At 68.9% G+C, this 23,091-nt stretch carries 21 protein-coding genes; 2 read left to right on the top strand and 19 right to left on the bottom strand.

Going from position 1 to position 23,091, the window contains the following annotated elements:
- Positions 1-131 precede the first annotated feature (131 nt).
- The 8 genes from IFSED24_RS14895 to IFSED24_RS14930 form a co-directional block, all read right to left on the bottom strand.
- On the bottom strand, positions 132-356 hold the full coding sequence (locus IFSED24_RS14895; RefSeq protein ID WP_491332264.1) for a hypothetical protein: 225 nt from the start codon (positions 354-356) through the stop codon (positions 132-134).
- The gene (gene feoB / locus IFSED24_RS14900) at positions 353-2,446 is read right to left on the bottom strand and encodes a ferrous iron transport protein B (protein ID WP_491332265.1); all 2,094 of its coding nucleotides are present in this window, start codon (positions 2,444-2,446) and stop codon (positions 353-355) included. The genes IFSED24_RS14895 and feoB overlap by 4 nt, the downstream gene beginning before the upstream one ends.
- 42 nt (positions 2,447-2,488) lie before the next feature.
- Positions 2,489-2,704, bottom strand: coding sequence for a FeoA family protein (locus tag IFSED24_RS14905; RefSeq protein WP_491332266.1), 216 nt, complete (start codon positions 2,702-2,704; stop codon positions 2,489-2,491).
- Position 2,705: 1 nt separating this feature from the next.
- Complete coding sequence (locus IFSED24_RS14910) at positions 2,706-3,155, bottom strand: metal-dependent transcriptional regulator (RefSeq protein ID WP_491332267.1); 450 nt, start codon at positions 3,153-3,155, stop codon at positions 2,706-2,708.
- A 169-nt stretch (positions 3,156-3,324) separates the two neighbouring features.
- A complete protein-coding gene (locus IFSED24_RS14915) occupies positions 3,325-4,203 on the bottom strand; it encodes an HDOD domain-containing protein (RefSeq protein WP_491332268.1) in 879 nt (292 codons plus the stop codon).
- Between the two features lie 155 nt (positions 4,204-4,358).
- Positions 4,359-5,072: a DUF2270 domain-containing protein gene (locus IFSED24_RS14920; RefSeq protein ID WP_491332269.1), complete on the bottom strand. Its 714-nt coding sequence runs from the start codon at positions 5,070-5,072 to the stop codon at positions 4,359-4,361.
- 20 nt (positions 5,073-5,092) lie between these two features.
- Complete coding sequence (locus IFSED24_RS14925) at positions 5,093-5,881, bottom strand: exonuclease domain-containing protein (protein ID WP_491332270.1); 789 nt, start codon at positions 5,879-5,881, stop codon at positions 5,093-5,095.
- Between the two features lie 134 nt (positions 5,882-6,015).
- Complete coding sequence (locus IFSED24_RS14930; RefSeq protein ID WP_491332271.1) at positions 6,016-7,086, bottom strand: branched-chain amino acid aminotransferase; 1,071 nt, start codon at positions 7,084-7,086, stop codon at positions 6,016-6,018.
- A 116-nt stretch (positions 7,087-7,202) separates the two neighbouring features.
- On the opposite strand from IFSED24_RS14930, the gene IFSED24_RS14935 reads away from it, so the two are divergent.
- On the top strand, positions 7,203-9,230 hold the full coding sequence (locus IFSED24_RS14935; RefSeq protein WP_491332272.1) for a tetratricopeptide repeat protein: 2,028 nt from the start codon (positions 7,203-7,205) through the stop codon (positions 9,228-9,230).
- A 3-nt stretch (positions 9,231-9,233) separates the two neighbouring features.
- Here IFSED24_RS14935 and IFSED24_RS14940 read toward each other — a convergent pair whose 3' ends face one another.
- The 11 genes from IFSED24_RS14940 to IFSED24_RS14990 all read right to left on the bottom strand — a co-directional run bounded on the left by IFSED24_RS14940 (position 9,234) and on the right by IFSED24_RS14990 (position 21,832).
- The gene (locus IFSED24_RS14940) at positions 9,234-9,674 is read right to left on the bottom strand and encodes a hypothetical protein (RefSeq protein WP_491332273.1); all 441 of its coding nucleotides are present in this window, start codon (positions 9,672-9,674) and stop codon (positions 9,234-9,236) included.
- A gap of 33 nt (positions 9,675-9,707) precedes the next feature.
- Entirely contained in the window at positions 9,708-12,443 is a 2,736-nt protein-coding gene (locus IFSED24_RS14945) for a pilus assembly protein (protein WP_491332274.1), read from the bottom strand.
- On the bottom strand, positions 12,443-12,898 hold the full coding sequence (locus IFSED24_RS14950) for a PilX N-terminal domain-containing pilus assembly protein (protein ID WP_491332275.1): 456 nt from the start codon (positions 12,896-12,898) through the stop codon (positions 12,443-12,445). The genes IFSED24_RS14945 and IFSED24_RS14950 overlap by 1 nt, the downstream gene beginning before the upstream one ends.
- Positions 12,899-12,928: 30 nt before the next feature.
- Positions 12,929-13,525, bottom strand: a complete 597-nt coding sequence (locus IFSED24_RS14955) for a PilW family protein (protein WP_491332276.1) — start codon at positions 13,523-13,525, stop codon at positions 12,929-12,931.
- Between the two features lie 11 nt (positions 13,526-13,536).
- Entirely contained in the window at positions 13,537-13,914 is a 378-nt protein-coding gene (locus tag IFSED24_RS14960) for a type IV pilus modification PilV family protein (RefSeq protein WP_491332277.1), read from the bottom strand.
- Positions 13,911-14,336 carry a GspH/FimT family pseudopilin gene (locus tag IFSED24_RS14965; protein ID WP_491332278.1) on the bottom strand — a complete coding sequence of 142 codons (426 nt, stop codon included), beginning with the start codon at positions 14,334-14,336 and terminating at the stop codon, positions 13,911-13,913. The genes IFSED24_RS14960 and IFSED24_RS14965 overlap by 4 nt, the downstream gene beginning before the upstream one ends.
- 152 nt (positions 14,337-14,488) lie before the next feature.
- Positions 14,489-15,796, bottom strand: coding sequence for an MFS transporter (locus IFSED24_RS14970; RefSeq protein WP_491332279.1), 1,308 nt, complete (start codon positions 15,794-15,796; stop codon positions 14,489-14,491).
- On the bottom strand, positions 15,793-17,106 hold the full coding sequence (hflX, locus tag IFSED24_RS14975) for a GTPase HflX (protein WP_491332280.1): 1,314 nt from the start codon (positions 17,104-17,106) through the stop codon (positions 15,793-15,795). Before hflX ends, IFSED24_RS14970 begins: the two co-directional genes overlap by 4 nt.
- Positions 17,106-19,049: an ABC-F family ATP-binding cassette domain-containing protein gene (locus tag IFSED24_RS14980; RefSeq protein WP_491332281.1), complete on the bottom strand. Its 1,944-nt coding sequence runs from the start codon at positions 19,047-19,049 to the stop codon at positions 17,106-17,108. The genes hflX and IFSED24_RS14980 overlap by 1 nt, the downstream gene beginning before the upstream one ends.
- A gap of 70 nt (positions 19,050-19,119) precedes the next feature.
- On the bottom strand, positions 19,120-19,770 hold the full coding sequence (locus IFSED24_RS14985) for a helix-turn-helix domain-containing protein (RefSeq protein ID WP_491332282.1): 651 nt from the start codon (positions 19,768-19,770) through the stop codon (positions 19,120-19,122).
- 394 nt (positions 19,771-20,164) lie between these two features.
- On the bottom strand, positions 20,165-21,832 hold the full coding sequence (locus IFSED24_RS14990; RefSeq protein ID WP_491332283.1) for a FlgD immunoglobulin-like domain containing protein: 1,668 nt from the start codon (positions 21,830-21,832) through the stop codon (positions 20,165-20,167).
- 171 nt (positions 21,833-22,003) lie between these two features.
- Between IFSED24_RS14990 and IFSED24_RS14995 the strand changes: the two genes are divergently transcribed.
- Positions 22,004-23,089, top strand: coding sequence for a carboxypeptidase-like regulatory domain-containing protein (locus tag IFSED24_RS14995; RefSeq protein ID WP_491332284.1), 1,086 nt, complete (start codon positions 22,004-22,006; stop codon positions 23,087-23,089).
- Positions 23,090-23,091 lie beyond the last annotated feature (2 nt).

Consider the following 23,091-nt stretch of genomic DNA (forward strand, 5'->3'; position numbering starts at 1 on the left):
ATATTCTGACATTGTGGCGTGCGATGGCGATGTGGCAGTCAGGAATGTCAGGCCAGGGGACGGGTCATGGACTGGTCGCCGAAGAGGAGATCAGCGAAGACCACAGTAGGGCAGTTACCAGGCCGACCAGCTCATGATCCACCCGGGCGGATGTCCGCGCAAGTGGCGTCCTCGCCGGCCTTCCCGGCGCTGCTGCCGGCCATGGGACAGCTCCCGCACCCGCCGACCCCGGACTGGGCGGCGCCGCACCTCGCGGTGGGCTCGCCGGGCCGGCGCACGCTGCGCCAGAGCCGGCGACCGGTCCAGGCCGCGGCGGCGGCCACGATGAGCACGGTCAAGCCGATCTCGACGGTCATGTTCCCCACCCCGCCAGGTTGCCCAGCTGGTAGACCAGCGTGGTCAGGACCCAGGCCAGCGCGGTCAGGCCCCAGAACTGCAGCAAGGCCCAGCGCCAGCTGCCGCTCTCCTGCTGGGTCACCGCCACCGTGGACATGCACGGGGTGGCGATGAGGCAGAAGAGCATGATACAGAAGCCGATCAACGGCGTGTAGGCGCGCTTGAGCTGCTCGCGCAGGGCGTCGGTGTTCTCGTCGGCGTCGCCCACGGCGAACACGATGCCCATCTGCGCCACGAACACCTCCTTGGCGGCGAAGGCGCCGATCAGGGCGGTGCCGATGCGCCAGTCGAAGCCCATGGGCGCGAGCACCGGCTCGAGCAGCCGACCGGTGCGGCCGGCCACCGAGTAGGCCATGGCGGCGGCGGCCTCGGGGTCGCCGCCCGCGGCCACCACCGGCGAGGAATCGCCGGCGGGCGGAGTCCAGTCGGCCGGCGGCTGCGGGTAGCTCGTCAGGACCCAGAGGATGATCGACACCCCCAGGATCACCGTCCCCGCCTTCTTGATGTACAGCCACGACCGGGTCCACATCTGCGCCAGCAGGCTCATCGCGGTGGGCATGCGGTAGGGCGGCAGCTCCATGAGGAACGGCGTGGTCTCGCCGCGGAACAACGACCGCCGCAACAGCTGCGCCCCCAGCAGGGCCAGCACGATGCCGGTGACGTACAGGCACCACAGCACCGGCCCCTGCCAGCGCTGGGGGAAGAACGCCGGGATGATCAGCGCGTAGATGGGCAGTCGCGCGCCGCAGCTCATCAGCGGCAGCACCAGCATGGTGATCAGGCGGTCGCGCCGCGTCTCCAGCGTGCGCGTGGCCATGATGGCGGGCACCGTGCAGCCGAAGCCGATCAACAGCGGGATGAAGCTCTTGCCGTGCAGCCCCACCCGGCTCATGAGCCGATCCATGACGAACGCCGCCCGCGCCATGTAGCCGCTGCCCTCGAGCAGCGCGATGGCCATGAACAGGAGCACGATGTTGGGCAGGAACACCAGCACGCCGCCCACGCCGCCGATCACGCCGTCCACCAGCAGCGACCGCAGCGGGCTCGTCGACCCCTCCGGCCACAGCGCCGACACCCCCGACGACAGCGCCGCGATCCCCGTCTCCATGAAGCCCATCAGGGGATCGCCCAGCGTGAACGTGAGGTTGAAGACCACGAACATCAGCGCCAGGAAGATGGGCACGCCCCAGACCTGGTGCATGGCCACCGCGTCGAGGCGGTCGGTGAGGTCGCGGCCGGGGCGGGCGGTGCCGCGCACCACCGCCTGGCAGAGGCGGCCGATGTAGGCGTAGCGGTGCCGGCTGACGGTGACGTCGCTGGTGCCGGGCTCCTCCTCGTCCAGCTCGCCGGCCAGCCGTTCGGCCTGGTCCGCCAGGGCGTGCCGGCCGAGCTCGCCCACCACCTTCTCGTCGCGCTCGAGCAGCTTGATGGCGTGCCAGCGCCGCTGCCGCTTGGGAATCTGCGGCACGCGCTCGGCCATCTCGCGGACGAGCTCGTCGATACGCGGCTCGATCTCCTGGCCCAGGTCCACTCGTGGCCGCGGCTGGTCGCCGTTGCGGCCGAGCACGTCGAGCACCGACGCGAGCAGCGCGTCCAGGCCCACGCCCCGGCTGCCCACGGCCGGGATCACCGGCGCGCCCAGGCGGCTCGCCAGGGCGAGGGGGTCGATCTCGAGTCCGCTGGACTCGGCCACGTCGCTCATGTTCAGGACCACCACCATGGGCAGGCCCAGCTCCATGAGGTCGGTGGTCAGGTAGAGGTTGCGCTCGAGGTTGCTGGCGTCCACCACGTTCACGACCAGGTCGGGCTGGTCGCCCAGCAGGTAGTTGCGCGCGACCAGCTCCTCCTCGCTGTACGCGGTGAGGCTGTAGGTGCCGGGCAGGTCCACGAAGCGCAGCTCGGTCCCCTGGAGGCGGCGCACGCCTTCCTTCCACTCCACGGTCACGCCTGGGTAGTTGCCCACCTTCTGGTGGGCGCCGGTCAACCGGTTGAAGAGGGTGGTCTTGCCGGAGTTGGGATTGCCGGCCAGGGCCACGGTGAAGGTCTGCACCTCGCGGACTCCAGGATAAGGGACGACGCCGTCATACCGGCGTCATTCGACCTCGATCTTCATGGCCATTCCCCGACCGATGCAGATGCGCGCGTTGTTCACCGCCACCACGAAGGGACCCCGGCCGCCGTTGCGCAGCACCGTGACCTCGGCGCCGGGAATGAGTCCCAGGGCCGCGAGCCGGCCGCGCAGGCCGCGCCCGCCACCGATGGTGCGCAGGACCGCGCGGGTGCCTTCACGGATCATGGCCAGCGGCATCTCAGCCCTCGCTTCCCGGACCGAAATCGCCCAGCGATTCGTTCCAGCTGCAGGTGTCGGCGGGATGGCGGCGGCGGTAGGCCATGAGCAGGCGCAGGCGATCCATGGTCACGCTGCTGATCACGTGCTCCAGCTTGCACGCATCCTCCTCGGCCTGGCTGCTCTCCAGGCCCAGGACCTCGATCAGGAACGACCGCAGCGACCGGTGGCGTTCCACCACCTCGCTGGCGGCGACCTGGCCGGTGTCGGTGAGCGTGATCAGATCGTAGGGGGCGTAGTTGACCAGGCCCTTCTCCGAGAGTGAGCGCAGAGCCTGGGTCACCGAGGAATTGTGCACACCGAGGCGTTCCACGATGTCCTTGGCCCGGGCGGCGTGCTTGTCCTGGACGATGTGGAAGATGGCCTCGAGATAGTCCTCGAGACTGGCGCTCAGCTGTGGGCTGGCACGCATGGCCTGCTCCTCGGTCCGGGGGGCCGCCACCAGGCGGGGCGGCTTGTGAGTTAATAATTTAACGTGTATGGACGGTGTCGACAAATCTTTTTTGTGGACCCGAAAACTTTTCATGCCGACGTGCAAAAAGCGGGCCCGCCCCCCTGGATGGGAGCGGGCCCGTGGCCGTCTAGCGTTCGGCGTAGAGGGTCTCGATGCCGGCGAGGTTCTGGCGGATGTCCCAGAGCACCTGGGGCAGGCGGCTCTCGGGCAGGCCCACCGCCGCGAGCAGCGCCGCGTGCGGTGTGGGGTCGAATTCCAGGCTCAGGTCGATGGGCTCGCCGTGGCCGATGTTCCAGGTGTTGACCACGACCTGGGCCAGCTGGATCACGCGAGCGCCGGGAGTGGCGTCGTCTTGGTGGTGGTCGCGGATGGCGTCGACGATGGTGTCGGGCAGCCGCCACTGCTTGAGGATGTACTCGGCCAGCTCGGCGTGGTCCAGGCCCACCGCCTCGGCCTCCTCGGTCAGGGTGACGTGCCGCTTGCCGGGCGCGGGGTCGAGGTAGTCGTCCACGATGAGCTTGCCCACGTCGTGGAGCAGGCCGGCGACGAAGGCCTCCTCGCCGTGCAGTGGCTTGTCGGGCAGGGACCCGCTGAGGGCGCGCGCGGCCAGTCCCACCGCCGTGGAGTGCATCCAGTAGCCGCGGCTCGGCTCGTAGTCGTAGTTCTTCAGCCGGAGCCTGGTCAGGCCCTCGGTGCTCACCGCGAAGACGATGCGCTTCATGTTGTCCAGTCCCACCAGCACCACGGCCTCGGGAATGGAATGGATGCTACGGCTGCGACCGTAGAGGCTGCTGTTGGCCACCTTGAGCAGGCGGGCCACCAGCGCCTGGTCCTTGCTGAGGACCATCTCGAAATCCTTGGCGGTGAAATATTCGCGCCGCGTCAGTTCCAGGAACTCGGCCACGACGGAGGAGAGGCTGGGCAGGTCCTCGATCCGTTGCAGCACCTCGAGATTGACGGCGCGCCAGCCGGTGGTGTTCTGGGGGTCGGCCGTGGCCTGGGTCATGGAATCACTCCTCGGGCAGCGGGATGCCAGATTGTCTTGGGCGATGCTGAGGGGTAGCACGATGCGGGCCAGACCGGGGCCGGCCGGGGCGCAAGGTCCCCTTCCTGGTCTAGATCGACCGGAATCGCAGCGACCTGAGGGTTGAGAGCGACAGATCAGGCGTCCAGTTCGGGGACCTCACGACTGGGATCGGCAAGGCGACCCATGCCGTAGGCCTCGCGCAGCCGTGGCACCGGCGGCGCGGTGATCACGCTGATCAGCAGGAATAGATAGAGGCCCACCACCAGGATCGCCGGCACCCAACCCGGCACCCGACCGATGGCCAGCTGGAACAGGAAAGGATCGCCGGGCTGTCCCCGGTGCAGCGCCACCACCAGGATCCAGCCGATGATCTCAGCGAGGAAGAGCGGCGCGTAGACCCGTGACAGTCGCGAGCGGATGGCCTGGCGCAGCGAGAGATGGAAGTGGGGCAGGAAGAGGTCCTCGGCCACGCAGCGGCCCCAATCCGCCATGGGGCTCTCGAGCGATCGGCGCAGCAGCGGACCGTAGAAGTTCTCCTCGATCATGCGCAGGCGCGAGTGGAAGATGTCGAAGAAGCGGAAGCGCTGCGACTCCAGCAGCAGGAACAGCAGGTTGGCGTACATGCCCGCGATCAGGGTCTGCGACGCGAACTCGGGGTTGTTCACCGCGAAGGTGAGGATACCCGCGGTGGTGACCACGGCCCAGTTGGTGGTGGTGTCCAGGCGCAGGCGCCAGCTCAACGACCGCTGCAGCTCGCCGCGGTAGAGGTGCGCCATGGCGGTGATGTACTCCACGCGCTGGAGCGGCTGGCTCTCGAAATCGTGCATGCGCTGCTTGCTGTCCGTCATCATTGCTCCTGTTCGCTGGGTCAGCGACGGACGGGGAAGACGCCGGCCAGGGCCTCGCGCAGGATGCCCTTGACCTCCTCGGGGAAGTCCTTGCCGATCATCCATTCCAAGTAACCACGATCACGCTGGTCGGCCACCATCTCGCGGAGGGTGCGACCCTCGTGCTTGCCGAAGTTGAAGGCGGCCTCGCCCTGGTCGGTCCAGCGGAACTTGCGGGTGCGGTCGACGTAGCGGCCCTCGTCCGGGTTGCAGAACGCGTGCAGCGCCGCGGGGTCGCGGGGCAGGTCGGCGTAGCGGCCGAGCTGGGCGTCGAGCACGTCGAGGGTGGCCAGCGCGTCCACCTCGGCCGAGTGGGCGCCGGGCAGGTCGCGGCCGCAGTAGAGGCGAACCGCCGCCTCGAGGTTGCGCGGCTCCATCTTGTGGAAGATGACCTGGGCGTCGAGGAGACGCCGGTCGCGCGCCGAGAAGCGGCCGCCCTCGCGCTGGATCTCGGCCTCGAGCAGCGGCAGGTCGAAGCGGACCATGTTGAAGCCGGCGAGGTCGGCGCCCTCGAGGATCTCCTCCACCTCCTCGCGAAGCTGGCTGAAGCTGGGCTCGCTGCGCACGTGCTCGTCGCGGATGCCGTGCACCGCCGTGGCCTCGGGCGGGATGGGCCGCTGCGGATTCACCAGCGAGGTGAAGACGCGGCGCTCGCCCGTGGGCTCGACCCGGATCAGCGAGATCTGGACGATGCGGTCCTTCTGCACGTCGAGGCCGGTGGTCTCGAGGTCGAAGCAGACGAGGGGGCGGTCGAGCTGGAGGTTCTGCATCGCGGGTCGGCTCCGGGTTGGGGTTCGACCGTCACGATATCACGCAGCTCGTGGTTTGTCTTGCCCGTGGTCAGGTTGACTCCATGCCGTGGGGCACGAGGAACCCCCGGCCGTGGGGCCGGGGGTCCTGGGGATCAGCCGACCCTGTGGATCCACTCGGGGTGCAGGTCGCTCTCGCCGCTGTGGATCGCGCCCAGCGTCTCGCGCAGGTGCGTGGTCACCGCACCCTCCTGGCCGCCGCCGATGGTCACGTCGCGGCCCTTGGAGTGGATCTTGCCGATGGGCGTGACGATGGCCGCGGTGCCGCAGGCGAAGGCCTCGAGCAGCGCGCCGCTCTCGGCGTCGGCCAGAATGTCGGCCAGCAACGGCGGTTCCTCCACCCACTGCAGGTCGTGTTCCTGGACCAGGGTGCCCACCGAGTCGCGGGTCACGCCGGCGAGGATGGTGTCGCTCCGGGGCTGGATCGGCGCGGTGATCACGCGGTCGGCGTACACGAAGCAGATGTTCATGGCGCCCATCTCCTCCACCGTGGTGCGCGTCAGCGCGTCGAGCCAGATGATCTGGTCGAAGCCCTCCGCCTGGGCACGCTTGATGGGCAGGAGCGCCGCGGCGTAGTTGCCGCCGGTCTTGGCGTAGCCCACGCCACCGGGCGCCGAGCGCACGTACTCGGTCTCGGCCTTGAGGTACAGCGGCTTGACGCCGCCCTTGAAGTAGGTGCCCACCGGACCGGTGATGATGTAGAAGAGGAAGCGGTCGCTGGAGGCCACGCCCAGGTTGGGCTGGTGGCCGAACATGGTGGGGCGGATGTAGAGCGAGCCGGGCTTGGGCGGGACGTACTCGGCGTCCAGCGCCACCAGCTGCTCGAGCGCGCGCAGGAAGAGGTCGGGATCCACCGTGGGCATGCACAGGCGCTCGGCGCTGCGGTTGAAGCGCGCGATGTTCATGTCGGGGCGGAACAGGTGCAGCGACTGGTCCTGCGGATTGCGATAGGCCTTCATCCCCTCGAAGATCTCCTGCGCGTAGTGCAGAACCTTGGCCGCGGGATCGAGCTGGAGCGGACCGTAGGGGATGATGCGCGGCTCGTCCCAGGAACCGTCGCGGTGTTCGAGCATGAACATGTGGGCCGACGAGTGCTTGCCGAACACCAGCTTGTCCCAGTCCGGGGTCGCGGGGGGATTGGGGTTGCGCTCGATGCGGATGTCCATGTGGGCCTCCTCCGGTGGCCGCGGCCGCTGCCGCGGGGTTGTCGATCTTCCACGCTCAAATCTGCAGGATCGCGGCGATCATTGCAAGGATCCCGACCGACCGCTACGCTCCGGCCATGGAAAACGCCGCCCATCCCGGACCCGTCCCTTCGCGCAGCCGCCTCGTCCTGGGCGCGATCCTGCTGGTGAGCCTCGTGTTGCGCGGCTGGTACTGGTGGCAGATCCGCCACACCCACCTCTTCGACGTCCCCTACCTCGACTGTCACGACTACGACGTCTGGGCCCGCGCCCTCGTTGCCGGCGACTGGGGCCAGGGCCAGCCCTACTGGATGGGCCCGCTCTACCCGCACCTGCTGGCGCTGAGCTACGCGATCTTCGGCGCCGGCAGTCCCGCGCTCCTCTACGGCCAGTGGGCACTCACGCTGGGGAACATCTGGCTGGTCTACGAGCTGGGCCGGCGGTGGGGTCGCCAGGAGGCGGTGGGCCTGCTCGCCGCCGCGCTCTTCGCCGGCTACGGGCCGCCCACCTTCTACGCCGGCTTCCGGCTCATGGCCACCGTGGTCACCTCGCTGCTGCTGCTCGTGGCGTGGCAAGCGTGGCGCGCCGACCACGAGCCCACGCGACGCCGCTGGCTGGTCCTCGGCCTGGCGGTGGGCGTCTGCGCCACCGCCCGCGGCAACGTGCTCATGCTGCTCGCGCTGCTGCCTCTGCTCCTGGTGGGCCGCGGTCTCGGCCCGCGCGCGGCGGCGCGCCGGATCGGGCTGCTCTGGCTCGGCGCCGCGCTCGCGATCCTCCCGGTGACCGTGCGCAATCTCGTGGTGGGCGGCGACCTGGTCCTGCTCACCAGCAACGTCGGCGTGAACCTGCTCATCGGTCAGCAGGCCCAGTACCAGGGGCGCTTCGGTCCGCTGAGCGAGGTCCCCCAGTTCGAGTTCGACCCCACCGGCGAGAATCTCCTCGAGGCCGACCTCGGCCGCGAGCTGCGCCCGAGCCAGGTCTCGCGCGAGCTCACGGGGCGTGCAGTGGCGCGGCTGGTTCAGGACCCCGGCGAGATGGCGGCGCACTACGCGCGCAAGGCCTACCGCTTCTTCAGCGGCTACGAGCTGCCGCAGATCTATAGCTGGAACTTCTGGCACGGCCGGCTCGCCTCGCTGCGGTTCTACCCGGTGTCGTTCGTGGCACTGGTGTCGCTGGGGCTGGTGGGCGCGACGCTCCTCGTCCGGCCGGCCCGGCGTCATTTCGCGATGCTGATCGGCGCCTGGTTCCTGGGCCTCCTGCCGTTCTTCCCCACCGCGCGCTACCGGCAGCCGGTGGTGCCGCTCTTCGCCATCGCGGCGGCTGCCTTTCTGGTGGCGGTGGTCGCGGCCTGGCGGCGGGGACAGCGCCGCCGTGTGGGACTGGCGCTCGCGGCCGTGGGGCTCCTGGTCGTGGTCCTCTGGCCCGGCTGGAGCGCGCTCGACGCGCGGGACGAGGCCTGGCACTGCCTGCTGAACAGCGCGTCGCGCGCATCGGACGCCGGCGACCGCGCGGGCATGTTCGCCGCCGCCGCGGCCGCCGACTCGCTACGGCCCGGCCTCGCCGAGACGCCGTACCGGCTCGGCGGCTACCTCGAGCGCATGGGCGATCCGGCGGGCGCGCTGGCCGCCTACGAGGAGGCCCAGCGCCGGCTGCCCCACGACCCCTTCGTTCTCTATCGCCGCGCACGCACACAGGCGCTGCTGGGCCGGCACGAGGAGGCGCTGGCGGGCTACCTGGCGGCGGCCGACGCCGACACCGCCTGGTCGTTCCCCTGGCACGGCCTGGCGCTGTCGCTGCGGGAGCTGGGGCGGACCGACGAGGCCGTGGCCGCGTTCGAGCGGGCCATCGCGCTGGACCCCGGCCGCGCGCGCTACCACAGCAACCTGGCCTCGCTGCTCGCCGAGAACGGTCGTCTCGAGGAGGCGGCCGCCATCCTGGAACGACTGACGGGGGACTTCCCGGGCTACGTGCCCGGCTGGTTCAACCTGGCGCTGGTGCGGGCGCGGCTCGGTGACATGGCAGCAGCGCGGCGCGCTCTCGATCGAGCCGCCGCGCTGCCTCGCCTGACGTCCTCCGAGCGCGCGCAGATCGCGCAGCTGCGGGAGAACCTGCCGCCTGTCGAATGACCCCTACCGGGGCAGATCCTCGATCTCCTGATCCGGCGGCGCCACCGGTGGCTCCTGCATCCGCTGGGCCACCGTCTGCGGCGAGATCAGGGTCGCCTGGTTCACCTGCAGGACCTGGCCGTAGTACTGGCCCAGCAGCCGGACCGTGCGTCCGGAGGCCGGGGAGTTCTCGCGGCCGTCCTGCTCCTCGCGCCAGACCAGGTCCCTGGTCAGACGCAGCGGCGTGCCGTTGTCGAGCATCCAGGCGCCGATGCGATCGCGCTGCAGCACGCCCTCGACGACCTGGTATCGCGGACGTAGGCTCCGCTTGCCCGAGCGCTTCGCGCGGTCAGTGTTCAGCCCCAGGGGGCCGCTCGCCAGCGCGGTGGCGGCCATGGCGACCGCCGCCAGTGCGGCCAGCGCCAGCAAGATCCTCCGCGTCCGGTTGTGTCCTCGTCGTTGCATGTCGACCCTCCTTCGCAGATCCGGGCGCCGGCGCTAGTTCGTGTCGGGCGGAGCGCTGACGTAATCGAAATTCTCCTGCCAGGCCTTCACCGTGAGGTGGAAGTAGCTCTGGCCGATCTCCTGCACGGTGATGGTGGCGTCGCTGGACTGCACGATCACGGTCTCGTTGACCACGTCGACCACCGGTCGCGAGGCCACGCCCTGGTCGAGGTCGATGCAGCGGTTGCCGTCCCACTCGTCCTCCTCGCCGTCGTCGGGCACGCTGCCGTTGCCGTAGTCCATGCGGTAGAGCCACGAGTTGCCGCCAGCCGAGCAGACCTCCTGGCTGGGCACGAACGAGGTGAAGAACACCGTGCCGGCCACCACCGCCGACGGCTCGGTGACCCGCTCGCCCTCGGCGTTCTCCAGGCGGATGTACCAGCCGTCGTCGCCGGAGAGGTCGTGGATGGAGCCGGTCTGGTCCACCAGGTTGGCGTACTCGGCGCCATTGTTCCGGTCGAAGATGCAGCCGAAGATGTTGTCCTCCCGCGTGGAGATGTCGCTCTCCTCGAGGTAGGCGCCGGTGCCGAAGAACACGTGGACGCTGCCGGCCTCGCCGAACGCCGGCGTGGGCGGCGACGAGATCTCGTAGTCGGTGTCGCGCCAGAGGCAGGTCCGGTCCCAGTGCGCCGGATCCTGGCTGCCGTCGAAGTCGAAGCGCCAGACGTGACCCTGCAGGTCGGTGATGTAGCAGAGGTCGTGGTTGCCGTCGAGATCGAGGTCCACCGCGCGGGCCGCCGAGGCCCGGTTGCGCCGGGTCGAATCATCGCTCAGCAGGATCGTGCCGAGGTGCGAGCCGTCCTCGACGAGATAGGCCTCGAGGAATGCCTCGCCGTCGGTATCGTCGAGACCCGAGCCCATGAGCGCCACGGCCTCGTTGTTGATCATGGCGAACTCCACCTCCGAGGCATAGGGCACCCGGTTGGGCAATTCCACCTGCCAGAGCAGGTCGGGCCAGGTGGGGTCGGTGATGTCGAGCGCGAAGTAGCTGGCGCCGCCCTGGCGACCGCCGCCGATGAGCACCGTCCGCCAGACGTTGTCGAGCTTGCAGTCGCGCACCGACGGCGTCAGGTCCACGCTGTAGGTGTGGCAGTACATGGAGTCCGCGATGGCCGGCAGCTTGGGCAGGGCGAACTCGGGCACGAACGCCCAGGCCTCGTGGCCGTTCTCGGCGTAGAAGGCGTGGAGCATGCCGTCGTTGGCGCCGACGTAGACCATCTTGACGCGGTTCTCGTAGTTGGCCATGAAGTGCTGGTAGCTCTCGTCGTCGGTGAAGTTGGACGGGGCCCCCACCACCACCGGCGTGGAGTGGATGACGTCCCCGAGGATCCAGCCGTCGCGCTCGCGATAGCCCGCCACGTATTCGCCGCGCGTCCAGTTGATGACCTCGGCCGCCGTGGTCACGTCGGCCAGGCCCATGGCGGTCATGAGGTCGTTGGCGTGGCCGCTGTCGAACGGGTACATGTGATCACCGATACCGGCGGCGATGTCGCGATCCCAGGGCGAACGGTGGTAGAGCAGTCCGCCGGCCTCCCACATGGGCGCGTCGCCGTCCTCGTAGGGCAGCGCGAAGCTCTCGAGGTAGCCGGTCCACTTGCTGGGCATGAACTTGCCGCGGTACAGCCGCTCCTCGTCGCCGCGCTCGGTGGAGACCACGGCCACCGCGGCGCCCGTGGAGATGCGACTGATGATGTCCATCATCACAAGCTCGAGGCTGGTCCACAGGTCCACCGCGTCCTCGGCCATGAGGTACAGTCCCTGGCCGTTGACCGCTGTGTCGTAGAGGATGGAGGCGTCGATGCCGAAGCCGATGGTGTAGGTGTAGACCACCTGATCGCCCTCGAGGTCGCTGCGCAGGTCGTTGTTGGCCATGTAGTAGGCCACGTCGTCGAGGTGGTCGCTGCAGTTGTTGCTGTTGGCGTCGGGCGAGCCGATGCTCTCGCAGTTGCCCGGGTCGTTGCCGTCGTTGTCGGCGTCCCAGAGGTAGGAACTCACCGAGGTGTCCTGAGTGGGATAGCCGTCGGTGATCACGATGCAGAAGTTCTTCTGGCAGTCGGCGATGATGGGCGCCGAATCACCGGTGCGCTTGAAGTAGTTGAGCACCGTCTCCATGGTCTCGCCCAGCGGCGTCCAGGTGGTGCCCTGGATGTTGTTGACGGTGTTGACGAGGCTGCTGATGTCGGCGCCGCAATCGGCGATCACCGTGCCGAAGTCGCTGGTGTTGAACCGGGTGAGCCCGAAGCGGACCCGGTCCGAGCGCTGGATGATGTCCGAGACCACCATGTGGGCCACGTCCATGCGGGTCGTGGTGGGGATGGCAGCGCGCTGCTCGTCGGTGGCGTGGTAGTAGACCCAGTTGAGGTAGTTGCCCGGGTAACGGCCCTTCTGGGCGTAGCTGGGGACCAGGCGCGCCTTGGGCGTGTAGGTGTTGGCGCCCGACGGGCGACCGGGCACCTGGATGGGTCCGTAGTCGTTGTCGTAGGTGATGTAGTAGGTGCTGTTCGTGTAGAACGGGCCCGTGTATTCGATGAAGGGGTCGTAGTCCGGGTGGAACATGGCCGAATTCATGGAGCCGCTGTTGTCGAACAGGAGCATGACGTTGGCGTCGATGCTGCCCTGCTGGACGAAGAGGGGGATCTCGCAGCCGTACTGGGCGGGCGCGGTCGACGCCCCCAGGCCCAGCATCAGCAGGGCCAGGGCCAGGATCGGTGCCTTATGTCGGTTCTGCATCAGTATCCCTCCCGGAAGAGACGGCTGGCCACCAGGTCCACATCGCTGCGTCCCTGGGCCGCCGCGCGTCCCACGCTCTCCACGCGATAGTTGTAATCGAGGAACGCGGTGCCCCAGCCCGGCTTGGGGCTGCGGTCCACGTACTGGCATTCGTAATCGAATTCCTGCTCATCCTGGAGAACCTCGTCGTTCTCGCTGTGCACCGTGAAGTCCGCGTAGTCGATGATCTTGGGCGGGCTGTCGCACATGCGCAGGTAATGGATGGCCGCCTCGCCGCCGGCGTCGGCCGAGAACATGGCCTCGGTGTGGATCGACTCGGCGAAGCTGGTCCGCTTCTCGGTGCTCGAGAGGATGACCGCAGCCACCGCGATGAGGCTCAGGACCAGGATGACCAGCAGGCTGGTCACCAGGGCGAAGCCCTCGCGGTCGGGTCGCTGGATGCAGGCGGGGCGCATGGCGCCTCCTTTCATGGGCGATCGGCCGGGTCAGCCGTTGCGTACGTAGACCCGTGTCGAATAGGTCACCGGTTCCCCGTCGCGCAGCTCGCCGTCGATGGCGATGTCCACGAAACGCACGCGCTGGCGGTCGTTGGCGCTCAGGGGCGTGGCCGCCAGCGGGGTGCCCTCGGCGTCGAAATAGGTGAATTGCACCAGCGTCACCGAGCGCAGGATGGTCTGGGTCCCGGCGGCCGTGGTGCGCCGCAGTTCTTCCTGGGCTGGCACGTAGGTGTAGGTGATGTCCTCGTCGGGCGCCGTGCCGAGAGTGACGCCATCGCCGTCGAGGTCCATGCGGCAACGCAGGACCAGGTCGTCGGCGGTGGTGAATCCGTCAAAGCCGGCGTCGGCGGGATCGCAGCCGGTGCTGCGGATCTCGCGGGTCATGAGCGAGAACACCGCCCGCAGCGATTGCTGGTAATGGGCGCGGTCGCTGGTGGAATCGTAGGTCCGGCGCGAACCGGTGAGGAAGCCCACCACCACGGTGGCGACCACCGCGAAGATGGCCAGCGCCACGATCATCTCGACCATGGTCATGCCGGCCCGGTTCAGGCCGGGGCCGGGCGTGGGCGAATGCCGTCTCTTCATGCCCGCCTCCCTCAACGCATGGACAGCAGGGAGGCCATGGCCAGCGTATCTGGCCGGCCGCCCTGCGCGAAGATGACCGTCACGCGGATCTGGCGCAGACCCACGTCGAGATCGTCGATCCGGGTGGTCCACTGGACCGCCCCGGTGATACCGGAATCGGGCTGGGCGTCGTCGAAGCCCATGCCCTTGGCCCACTCGAGCTGCTCCTGGGCCACGGTCATGGCGGTGGTGTACTGATCCGCCTCGCTGACCTCCTGGCGCGCCCGGTTCTGGACCAGGGCCAGCGGCAGGATGCCGATGGTGATGATGATCAGGACCACCATGACCTCGACCAGGGTGAATCCCTCGCGCTCGTTCAGGGCCGCGCGCCACCGTCTCAGCCGCGTCATGGTCCCACCTCCACCATTCCGGTGGGCAGCACCTGGAGCTGCCGTGTCTCGCAGCCGTTGTCCAGGTCCAGGGTCGCCGTGCTCGACGCCCCCCACGGGAAGAAGTTGATCGTCACGTCGACCAGCAGCTCCACCGCGCCGTCGAAGGTGCGGTCGCGCACCACCCGGCCGTCGCTGGTGTCGGTGATGGTGTAGCCCGCCGCCGTGCCGTTGAAGCGGACCACGCGTCCCTGGGACACGGCCAGCGAACGGGCCAGGGCCAGGTCGGCCGCGATCTGGTCGGCGGTGGTGTCGATGCGGTTGGCGCGCATGTAGCCGTTGAAAGAGGGCACCGCGATGGCCGCCAGCAAGCCGACGATTCCGATGAGAACCATCAGTTCGACGAGGGTGAATCCGCGGTCACTGGCGGGCAGGCGATTCATGGACCGGCCTCCGGGCAAGGTCGTGCGAGAAACAATGATCCACCCGGTATCTGCAAGGGGCATGCCTGGCAATCAGGGGCGTTTCGAGGGGTTCTGGGGGGTATTAGCAGTTCTGGGGCCGGCGAGAACGTGCAAATTGCAGGGTTCGGGGGTCAGGAATTGCCGTCGCCGGACGGGGTGGCCGGGACCCTCGCCCGGGCGCCCAGCACCGCCATGCCCACCTCGGCCACCGCGCAGATGGCCAGCACCGACACCACGCCCAGGACCTCGGCGAGCAGGGGGCCGAGGAACACGGCGGCGAGCCGCCAGGGGCCGACCACGGTCCCCAGCCAGCCGAAGGTCCGGCCGCGCTGGTCGCGGGCGGCGCTCTCCTGCAGGTACGTGGCCAGCGCGATGAGCGCCAGGGTGGCCAGCGCCCCGAAGCAGGCGAAGAGGACCATGGCCAGCGCGATGGAACGGTTGTAGGCGAAGATCATCAGGAGGACGCCGTCGACTGCGGTCATGGTGGCGATGACCCGCAGCGGCCGGTGCCGGCTCACCACGAAACCGCCCCCCACTGCACCGAGCATGCCGCCCAGCCCCGAGGCGGCGAAGATCAGGCCCAGTTGCGAATCGCTGCCCTGCAGGATGTCCTTGACGAAGATGACCACCAGGGGCTGCTGGATCGCCGTGACGAAGGTCAGCACCGCGAAGAAGCCGAAAGCCACGCGCTGGCCGGGGTTGGCGGCCACGGCCGTGAGCCCCGCGGCGGCGTCGCTCCAGAGGCCGTGGATCCGGCGGGAAAGGCCGCCCGCGACCACCGGTTCGCTCGGCGCCACCACCGCCGGCCCGGCCTCCGCGGCGCCCTCGGCGATGACGGCGGCCTGGGGCGCGGGCGTGGCCGCGTGCGCCGGCTCCTCGAAGCGCCACAAGGTGAGGATGGCCGCCGAGGCCACGAAGGTCGCCGCATCGATCCAGAAGGCGGGGTCGGTGCCGCGCCAGGCCACCAGCATGCCGCCGCCGGCCCAGCCCACGAGCATGATCAGGTTGCCGGTGAGCATGAGCAGGCTGTTGGCGCCGGCCAGGTGCTCCTCGCCCACCACGTCGGGCAGCAACGCCATGCGCGCCGGTCCGGAGAACTGACGGCCGCAGCCGAGCAGGGTGGCCAGGAGGTAGACGTGGACCGGGGCGGACACCAGGGGGATGGCCGCCACCACCAGGGCGCCCAGGAGATCGCTGCCAATCATGATGCCGCGCCGGCTCATGCGGTCGCACGCCAGTCCGGCCACCGGGCCCAGCACGATGGCGGGCACGATCTGGGTGGCGGCCAGCAGGCCCAGGTCCACCGGATTGCCGGTGAGGCGGTAGATCAGCAGGTAGAGGGCGATGGCCGCGATGCGGTCACCAAGGCCACTGACCACCGCGGCGCTCCACACCGTGCGGAAGCCGGTGTTGCGCAGCAGCGGGGTATATCGGTTCACGGTCCGGGGACCTCCCTGACCTCGGGCTCTCGGGCAAGCAGGCGGCGTGCGTCCTCCTGACGCATGCGGACGGCCGCGGTGCAGACGCCATTCTCGCACACCTGCTCGAGCACGTCATCAGTCCGATGCCAGGGCCCGAGCAGGTAGAGCTTGGTGGAGGGCAAGCGCAGGCGCACGATGCGTTCGTCCGCGCGCAACCGGTCCATGACCGCCTGGCGGATCGCCTCGGCGCCGGCGGGATCGAGGGCCGAGAGGAACAGCGCGCCGGGGTGGTGGCGCGCCAGGCGGTTGCGGACCAGCTCGGGGGAGGGCACCGTGTCCATCTTGTTGAAGACGACGATCACGGGCTTGCCGGCGGGGACGAGATCGGCGAGCACGGTGTTCACCGCGTGGATCTGCTGATCGGGATCGGCGCCGCCGGCATCCACCAGGTGCAGCAGGAGGTCGGCGTCGCTGACCTCCTGGAGCGTGGCCTTGAAGCTCTCCACCAGGTGGTGCGGCAGGCGGCGGATGAAGCCGACGGTGTCGGTGAGCAGAAAGTGCCGGCGCTCGTCCATCTCCACCCGGCGCGTGGTGGCATCGAGGGTGGCGAAGAGCTGGTCCTGGACGTACACATCCGACCCGGTCACGGCGTTCATGAGCGTGCTCTTGCCGGCGTTGGTGTAGCCCACCAGCGCCACGCGGTAGACGTCGGTCCGGCCACGTGTCTGGGTCCGGCGTTCGCCGTGGATCTGCTTGAGCTGCTTGCGCAGGTGGGCGATGCGGCGGTCGATGAGGCGGCGGTCGGTCTCGAGCTGGGTCTCGCCGGGGCCGCGGGTGCCGATGCCGCCGGCCTGGCGCTCGAGGTGCTTCCACAGGCGCGTCAGCCGGGGCAGGAAGTACTGGAGCTGCGCCAGCTCCACCTGCAGGCGCGCCTGTCGGGATCGGGCGTGGGTGGCGAAGATGTCGAGGATCAGCTCGGTGCGGTCGAGGACGCGGACCTCGTCGCCCAGCGCCTTCTGGAGGTTGCGGCCCTGGTTCGGCGCCAGGTCGTTGTCGAAGATCACCACCTCGGCGTCGTGGGTGATCACCGCCTCCTTGAGCTCCTCCAGCTTGCCCTTGCCCACGAAGGTGGCGGCATTGGGCCGCGCCAGCCGCTGCTCGAGCACCGCCAGGGTCTCGGCGCCGGCGGTGTCGGCCAGGCGGGCGAGCTCCTCGGTGTCGGCGGGGCCGCCCAGCGGGCTGTCGGGATCCGGCGGCAGGTGCACGCCCACCAGCACCGCACGCTCGCGGCGTTCCGCCTCGCGGCGATCGAAACCGGGGCCGCCCATCAGGACACGCTCCCGTCGAGTTCGGCGTGCCATTGCTCCCAGTCGGTCATCACTTTCTCCAGTTCGGTGTCGATGGCGGCGCAGCGGTCGGCCAGGGCCAGCCGCTGCTCGTTGGCGCAGGCGGGGTCGGACATCTCGGCCAGCGCCGCCGCTTTCTCCTCCTCCAGCGCGGCGATGGTCTCCTCGGCCTCGCTGATCCAGGCCTGGCGACGGGTACGCTCGTTCTTGCTCAGCGCTGGCCTCGCGGCCGCCGGCGCCGCCGGTATGGACCGTGGCTGAGCGGCGGGCCGCTCGTCCGCCGCGGCGCGCCGCTCCTCGGCGCGCTTGCGCACGTACTCGCCGTAGGTGCCCAGGAAGACCCGCACTCCCTGGTCAATCTCGCTCGGCGCGGGGAACACCACCAGCCGTTCGACCAGCTGGTCGAGGAATCGTCGGTCGTGCGAGACCATGACCAGGGTACCCTCGTAGTCGCGCAGCGCCAGCTCGAGCGACTCGCGGCTGCGGATGTCGAGGTGGTTGGTGGGCTCGTCCAGCAGCAGAGTGTTGTGCCCCTCCTTGATCAGCCGCAACAGCGCCAGCCGGCCCCGTTCGCCGCCGGAGAGGTTGCCCACGGGACGGTCGACCATGTCCTCGCCGAAGCCGAAGGCCGCCAGGAAGCTCCGCAGGTCGCCGAGCTGGGCGGCTGGATCCACCGCCTGCATCTCGCCCAGCACGGTGTGGTGGTCGCTGACGGTGGACAGGTTCTGGTCGTAGACGCCCAGATCGACGTTGTGCCCGCGCACCACCCGGCCGCGGTCCGGCGCCTCCAGCCCCGCCAGCATCTTCAGGAGCGTGGTCTTGCCGCAGCCGTTGGGGCCCAGGATGCCCACCCGCTCGCCGCGGACCAGGTGCAGGTCGAGGTCGGCGAAGAGGGTGCGCTCGCCGAAGGACTTGGCGAGCCCCTCGGCCTGCAGCACGGTGCCGCCCGACGCGCGCACGGGGCGCAGGTCGAAGCGGAACGGGCCCCGCTCGGTCACCGGCCGCTCGTGGCGGTCGATCTTGGCCAGCTGCTTGCGCCGCGCCTGGGCCTGCTTGGTCTTCTGGCCCTCGATGTTCTTGCGGATGAAGGCCTCGGTCTGCCGGATGTGGTCCTGCTGGCGCTGCCAGGCGGCCTGCTCCTGGCGCAGGCGTTCCTCGCTGGCGCGCAGGTAGAAGGTGTAGTTGCCGCCGTAGTCGGTGAGGCGGCCCCGGTCCAGGTGCAGAGTGCGTTGCGCGATGCGGTCGAGGAACCAGCGGTCGTGGGAGATGATCACCGCCGCGCCCGACCGTTCCTGCAGGTGCCCCTCCAGCCACTCGCGGCTCTCGAGATCCAGGTGGTTGGTGGGCTCGTCGAGCAGCAGCAGGTCGTGATGGCCGAGGAGGGTGGCCGCCAGCATGGCGCGCCGACGTTCGCCGCCCGACAGCCGGCTGAGCGGACTGTCCCAGACCTCCGGCGGCAGGCCGACCCCGCGCAGGGCGGTGTCGAGCCGCGTGTCGAGGGTGTAGCCCTCGAGGCGCTCGAACTCGGACTGCAGCCGACCCTGCTGCGCCACCAGGTCGGCGGGGGCCGCCCCGCCCGCGGCGCTGAGCTGGTGTGCCACCGCCTCGATCTCACCCTGGAGCGCCAGTTCGTGGGCGAAGGCCACGGTCCGGACCATGTCGCGCAGGGGCCGTTCCTGGTCGGCGGGGTCACCCAGCACGCTCTCCTGCCGCAGGTACCGGAGCGAGACGCCGCCGGAGCGGGTGCACTGGCCGCCCTGGAGGGTGATCTCCCCGGCCAGCACGCTCAGCAGCGTGGTCTTGCCGGCGCCGTTGGGACCCACGAGCGAATAGCGCGTCCCCTGGTGCAACGAGAGGGACACGCCATCGAGAATCTTCTCGCGGCCGTAGTCGAAGACGGCGTCCTGGAGGGTCATCAGTGCCATGGGGTCGACCTAAGGTAAGCAAAGGCCCTTCCCGAAGGAAGGGCCATGATGAATCCCGGGAGCCGACCGCTCAGGTCGCCACGTGGGGGCTCTTGCGGTACTTCAGCGGCGACAGTCCGCAGCGATCCTTGAAGGTGCGCGAGAAGTGCGCCAGGCTGTTGAACCCGCATTTCTTGCTGATGGCCTCCACCGAGAGCTCGAACCGCCGCAGCATGGCCTTGGCGTTCTCGATCCGCACCATGATGAGGTAGTCGCTGAAGCTCATGCCCACCTCGGAGCGGAAGAGATTCGAGAAGTAGCCGGGCGACAGATGGACCATGTCGGCCATCTTGTCCCGGTTGACGTTCTCGTGGTAGTGCGCCAGCACGAAGCGGCAGGCGTACTCGGCCCGGTAGTCGTTCAGACTGGTGGCCGCGTGCACGAGGTTGCCCTCGTCGTCCACCAGGACGATGTCCGGCAGGGGTTCGTCCCAGATCGACTCGTCACCCTCGAGATGCACCTGGTCGGGATCGAGGATCCCCTGGCTGGGCTCGACGGCGCGGCCCGTGGTGGTGGTTGGCTGGGCCAGCAGGTCGGTGACGCAGCGCGCGGACCGCACCACGTTGGCCTTGTTGGCCAGGATCACCACGGTCTCGCTCAGGTCGCCGAAGGACTGGAGCAAGCGACCCGGGTTCTCGACCAGGGTGGCTGCGTAGAGGAACGCGAACCGCACCCGGTTCATGGATTGAATGGCTTCCCCGAGCTGTAGCCGCTGCATGACGATCTGACGACCAAAGAGAGCAAGACAGAGTTCCGTGGGGTTCTTCTCGGTTGCCGGGCACAGAAACAGGACCCGCTGACTTTCTTCACGTCCGTCTGCCAGCTGCTTGGGCAAGGTGGGAAACTCGACGAGGAAGCTAGTCCAAGTTTGCGGTTGGACTGCCATTTTCTCTTCCATTATCCCCCCCAAAAGGAGACAAGGCCACCTTGGGCAGAGCACAGATGTAACGGAATTGATAAATTCCTACTTCCTGAGAAAATATGATAAGGGGTACGTATAGGTTTTGTCTACGACCAAATCCACAATTCTTTCAATTATTTTTGATAATTTTTCCGACCGGGGTGGCCGATTGCGTTTACCGGATGAAAATAAGCCTTTTAGTGACACTCCAATTTTCTATTTGGAGCTTACAGAAATACGCACCCGACGCCATGGTGCGTCCGGAGCGATCGCGGCCGTCCCACTGGACCTCGTAGCTGCCGATCCCCAGCGATCCGACGAAGAGCGAAGCCACTTCCCGGCCCTCCAGGCTGTAGATGTTGACCTGGACGCTGGGTAGGGAACTGCTGTAAGGCATGGCCATCTGCGGATCCAGGCCGCCGAGATCTCCGTCCTCGCTGGCGAACGCCTCCCCCACCGTGGCCGGGATCTGGTAGCTGATCCGGGTGTGCGACCGGAACGGGTTGGGATAATTGGTCAAGAGATCGGCCGAGAGCTGGAGAGGAGATTCGGGATCGGCCAGGTCGGTGGTCTCGGTCTCGGGATCCTCGACGGGCTCGGTACTGATCACGATCAGCGTCAGCATGGCGTGGCGACCGTCCACGGCGACGGCCTCCAGTTCCTCGCTGGCGACCTCGGTGAGATCCGGGAAACGGAAGACCAGGTTGCCCGCTCCCGCGACTCCCAGCGCCGCATAGGGCAAGCAGCCGTCGGCATCCGCCGGCCAGGCCAGTTCCACCGGATCGGAGCCGAGAGGCTGCCAGACCAGGGCTTCGGGACTGCCGAGGGGCGTGTCGCCGATCAGGAAGAGGTCGGGATCGAAGCGGCCGAAGGTGTCGTCGTCGAGGGTCAGGGTGAGGATGGCATCCCCCGAGGCGCCGCGGTCGAGGCTGGCCGCGGGCAACGTCTCCGGCGGGATCTCGGTGGGCACCGCGGGCGGCAACCAGCGCACGCGCTGGCCCGAGACGGGATCCTGGATGCCGTGGCGGAGGCGGCCGGCGTCGGCCAGGTCGTGGATCACGCGCAGGCGCGTGGGAGCCACGGCCATGGCCACGGCCTGGGCTCCCTCCAGCAGCGGCACGGAGAGCGTCTGGTCCTCCTGGCGGACCCGCTGGTGCGAGAGGGCGCGGGGCGTGGCGTCCAGCAGGGCGATCCCCAGCCAGAGCGTCCGGCCCAGGGTGCCCGGATGGGGCAGCGAAACGAGGTAGACCGGGCCGGCGGCCAGGATGTCGGGAAGCTGGCAGACCTCGTCGGCACGCTGCCAGCGACCGTCCGGCAAGCTCCAGGTCAGCACTTCGTGATCGAGATTCTCGGTCCGGTAGGACGCCACCAGGAGGCTGGCCAGGTTGGGATAGCTCCAGTGATAGGTCTCCAGGTGGCGGATCCGCTGGCCGCGGCCGGCATCCCAGATCGCCATGGCGTGGCTGATGGCGGCGAAATCCTCGTCGATGGCGCCATCGCCGTCGTTGTCGCGACCATCGCGGGGATCTTCGTTGGTCCGGCCGTCGCCGTCATCGTCGGCCGTGCGGGCGAAGCCCCGGCGGCCCGCAGGGTCGCCCTCGCGAGCCCGCGCGGTGAAGAGGTCGAATTCGCCGGGAAGGAGCGCCGAGGCGACATCCCATTCGCCGGCCAGGAGCGGGGTCCAGGCCTCGCCCACGGCCACGCCCAGCGTGAGTCCGCCCGACCGGTCCAGCCGGGCCATCACGCCCTCGCCGAGGGCGTACTCCGCCACGACGTCGGCAGGGGCCGCCAGGGCGGCGCCCGAACACGTGAGCCAGAGCAGGCAGGCAATGAGACGACGCATGATCACCTTGGTCCGTTCAGGGGTTTACCGGCAGCGCCGGTACGGGCCGACCCGCATACTACTTCCCGGGCGCCCCGAGTGCAACCCGGTCTCGCCCGGTTTGCCTCGACACCCGCAGATCCTTATCATCAAACAACATGAGACCGGAATCGTAACGGCCGGAGGTCCATCATGCCCCCCCGGACCCTTCGCGGCGCCCTGGCGCCGGCTCTCGTCCTCGCCCTGGTCGCGGGCTGCAACGAGGCCACCGAGATTCCCGCCACCGGCGTGGTGCGCGGCACCATCTCGCGGATCTACAGCAACCTGCCCGTGGCGGGGGCCGTGATCGCCGCCGGAGATGCCACCGCGAACAGCGACGAGCTCGGCCGGTTCCAATTCGCTCACGTCCGGCAGGGCCCGGCCACCATCACGGTGTCGGCCCACCTCTACCGGACCTTCACGCGGGACATCGAGGTGTCCTCCTTCCAGACCTTCGACCTGCAGCTGACCCCGGTCGATACCCTGGTCGCGATCTCCGGTCGCGTCGAGCATCGCCTCGATGGTCCGCTCGAATGCCGGGTCGACCTCGCCGGCCGCCAGATCCAGACCGATGCGGACGGCCGCTGGAGTCTGGGCGAGGCGCCCATCGGGCCGCTCTCCATCGTGGTCGACCACCCGCCCTACAACCTCTATGCCGCCGAGTTGCTGGTGCACTCGGAGGAGCAGTCCTTCACGCTGACCGTCACGCGGGACAGCACCACCCACTGGTCGCTCGAGCACGACGCCCACATCTTCACCCGGGACGACTCCCTGAACGCCAACCGTGGCCATCTCCCCTACCTGTGGGTCACCGAGGAGTTCGGACGGACCGCACTGTTCTCGCTGGATCCGCCGACGTTCCCACACGCCTGGGCCACCATGGAGGAAGCCCGGCTGCGCGTGCACGCTTCCATCGATCTGGAAGAGGAGGATGCGACCGAGACCGTGACCCTGTCGTTGAGCGGTTTGACGGCGCCGTTCCTCGAGGGGGCGGTGGATTTCTACCTGCGTCCCGGCATCTACCCGGTGGGGACGGTGGCCTGGACCCTCGCGGCCAGCCCGGTGCTGACCGCGCAGGAGATCGACATCTTGCCCGCGTATCGGGCCTCCGCCATCGAGGGCTGCGGCGGCGTGGCGCTGGGGATCAGCACCGAGCATCCCCTGCTGAGGATCGTCAGCACCGACCACCCCGGAGACCCCGCGCTGCGACCGCAGGCCACGTTCCGCCACCGCTTCTAGCC

Source organism: Candidatus Latescibacter sp. IFSED24 (assembly GCF_058273205.1).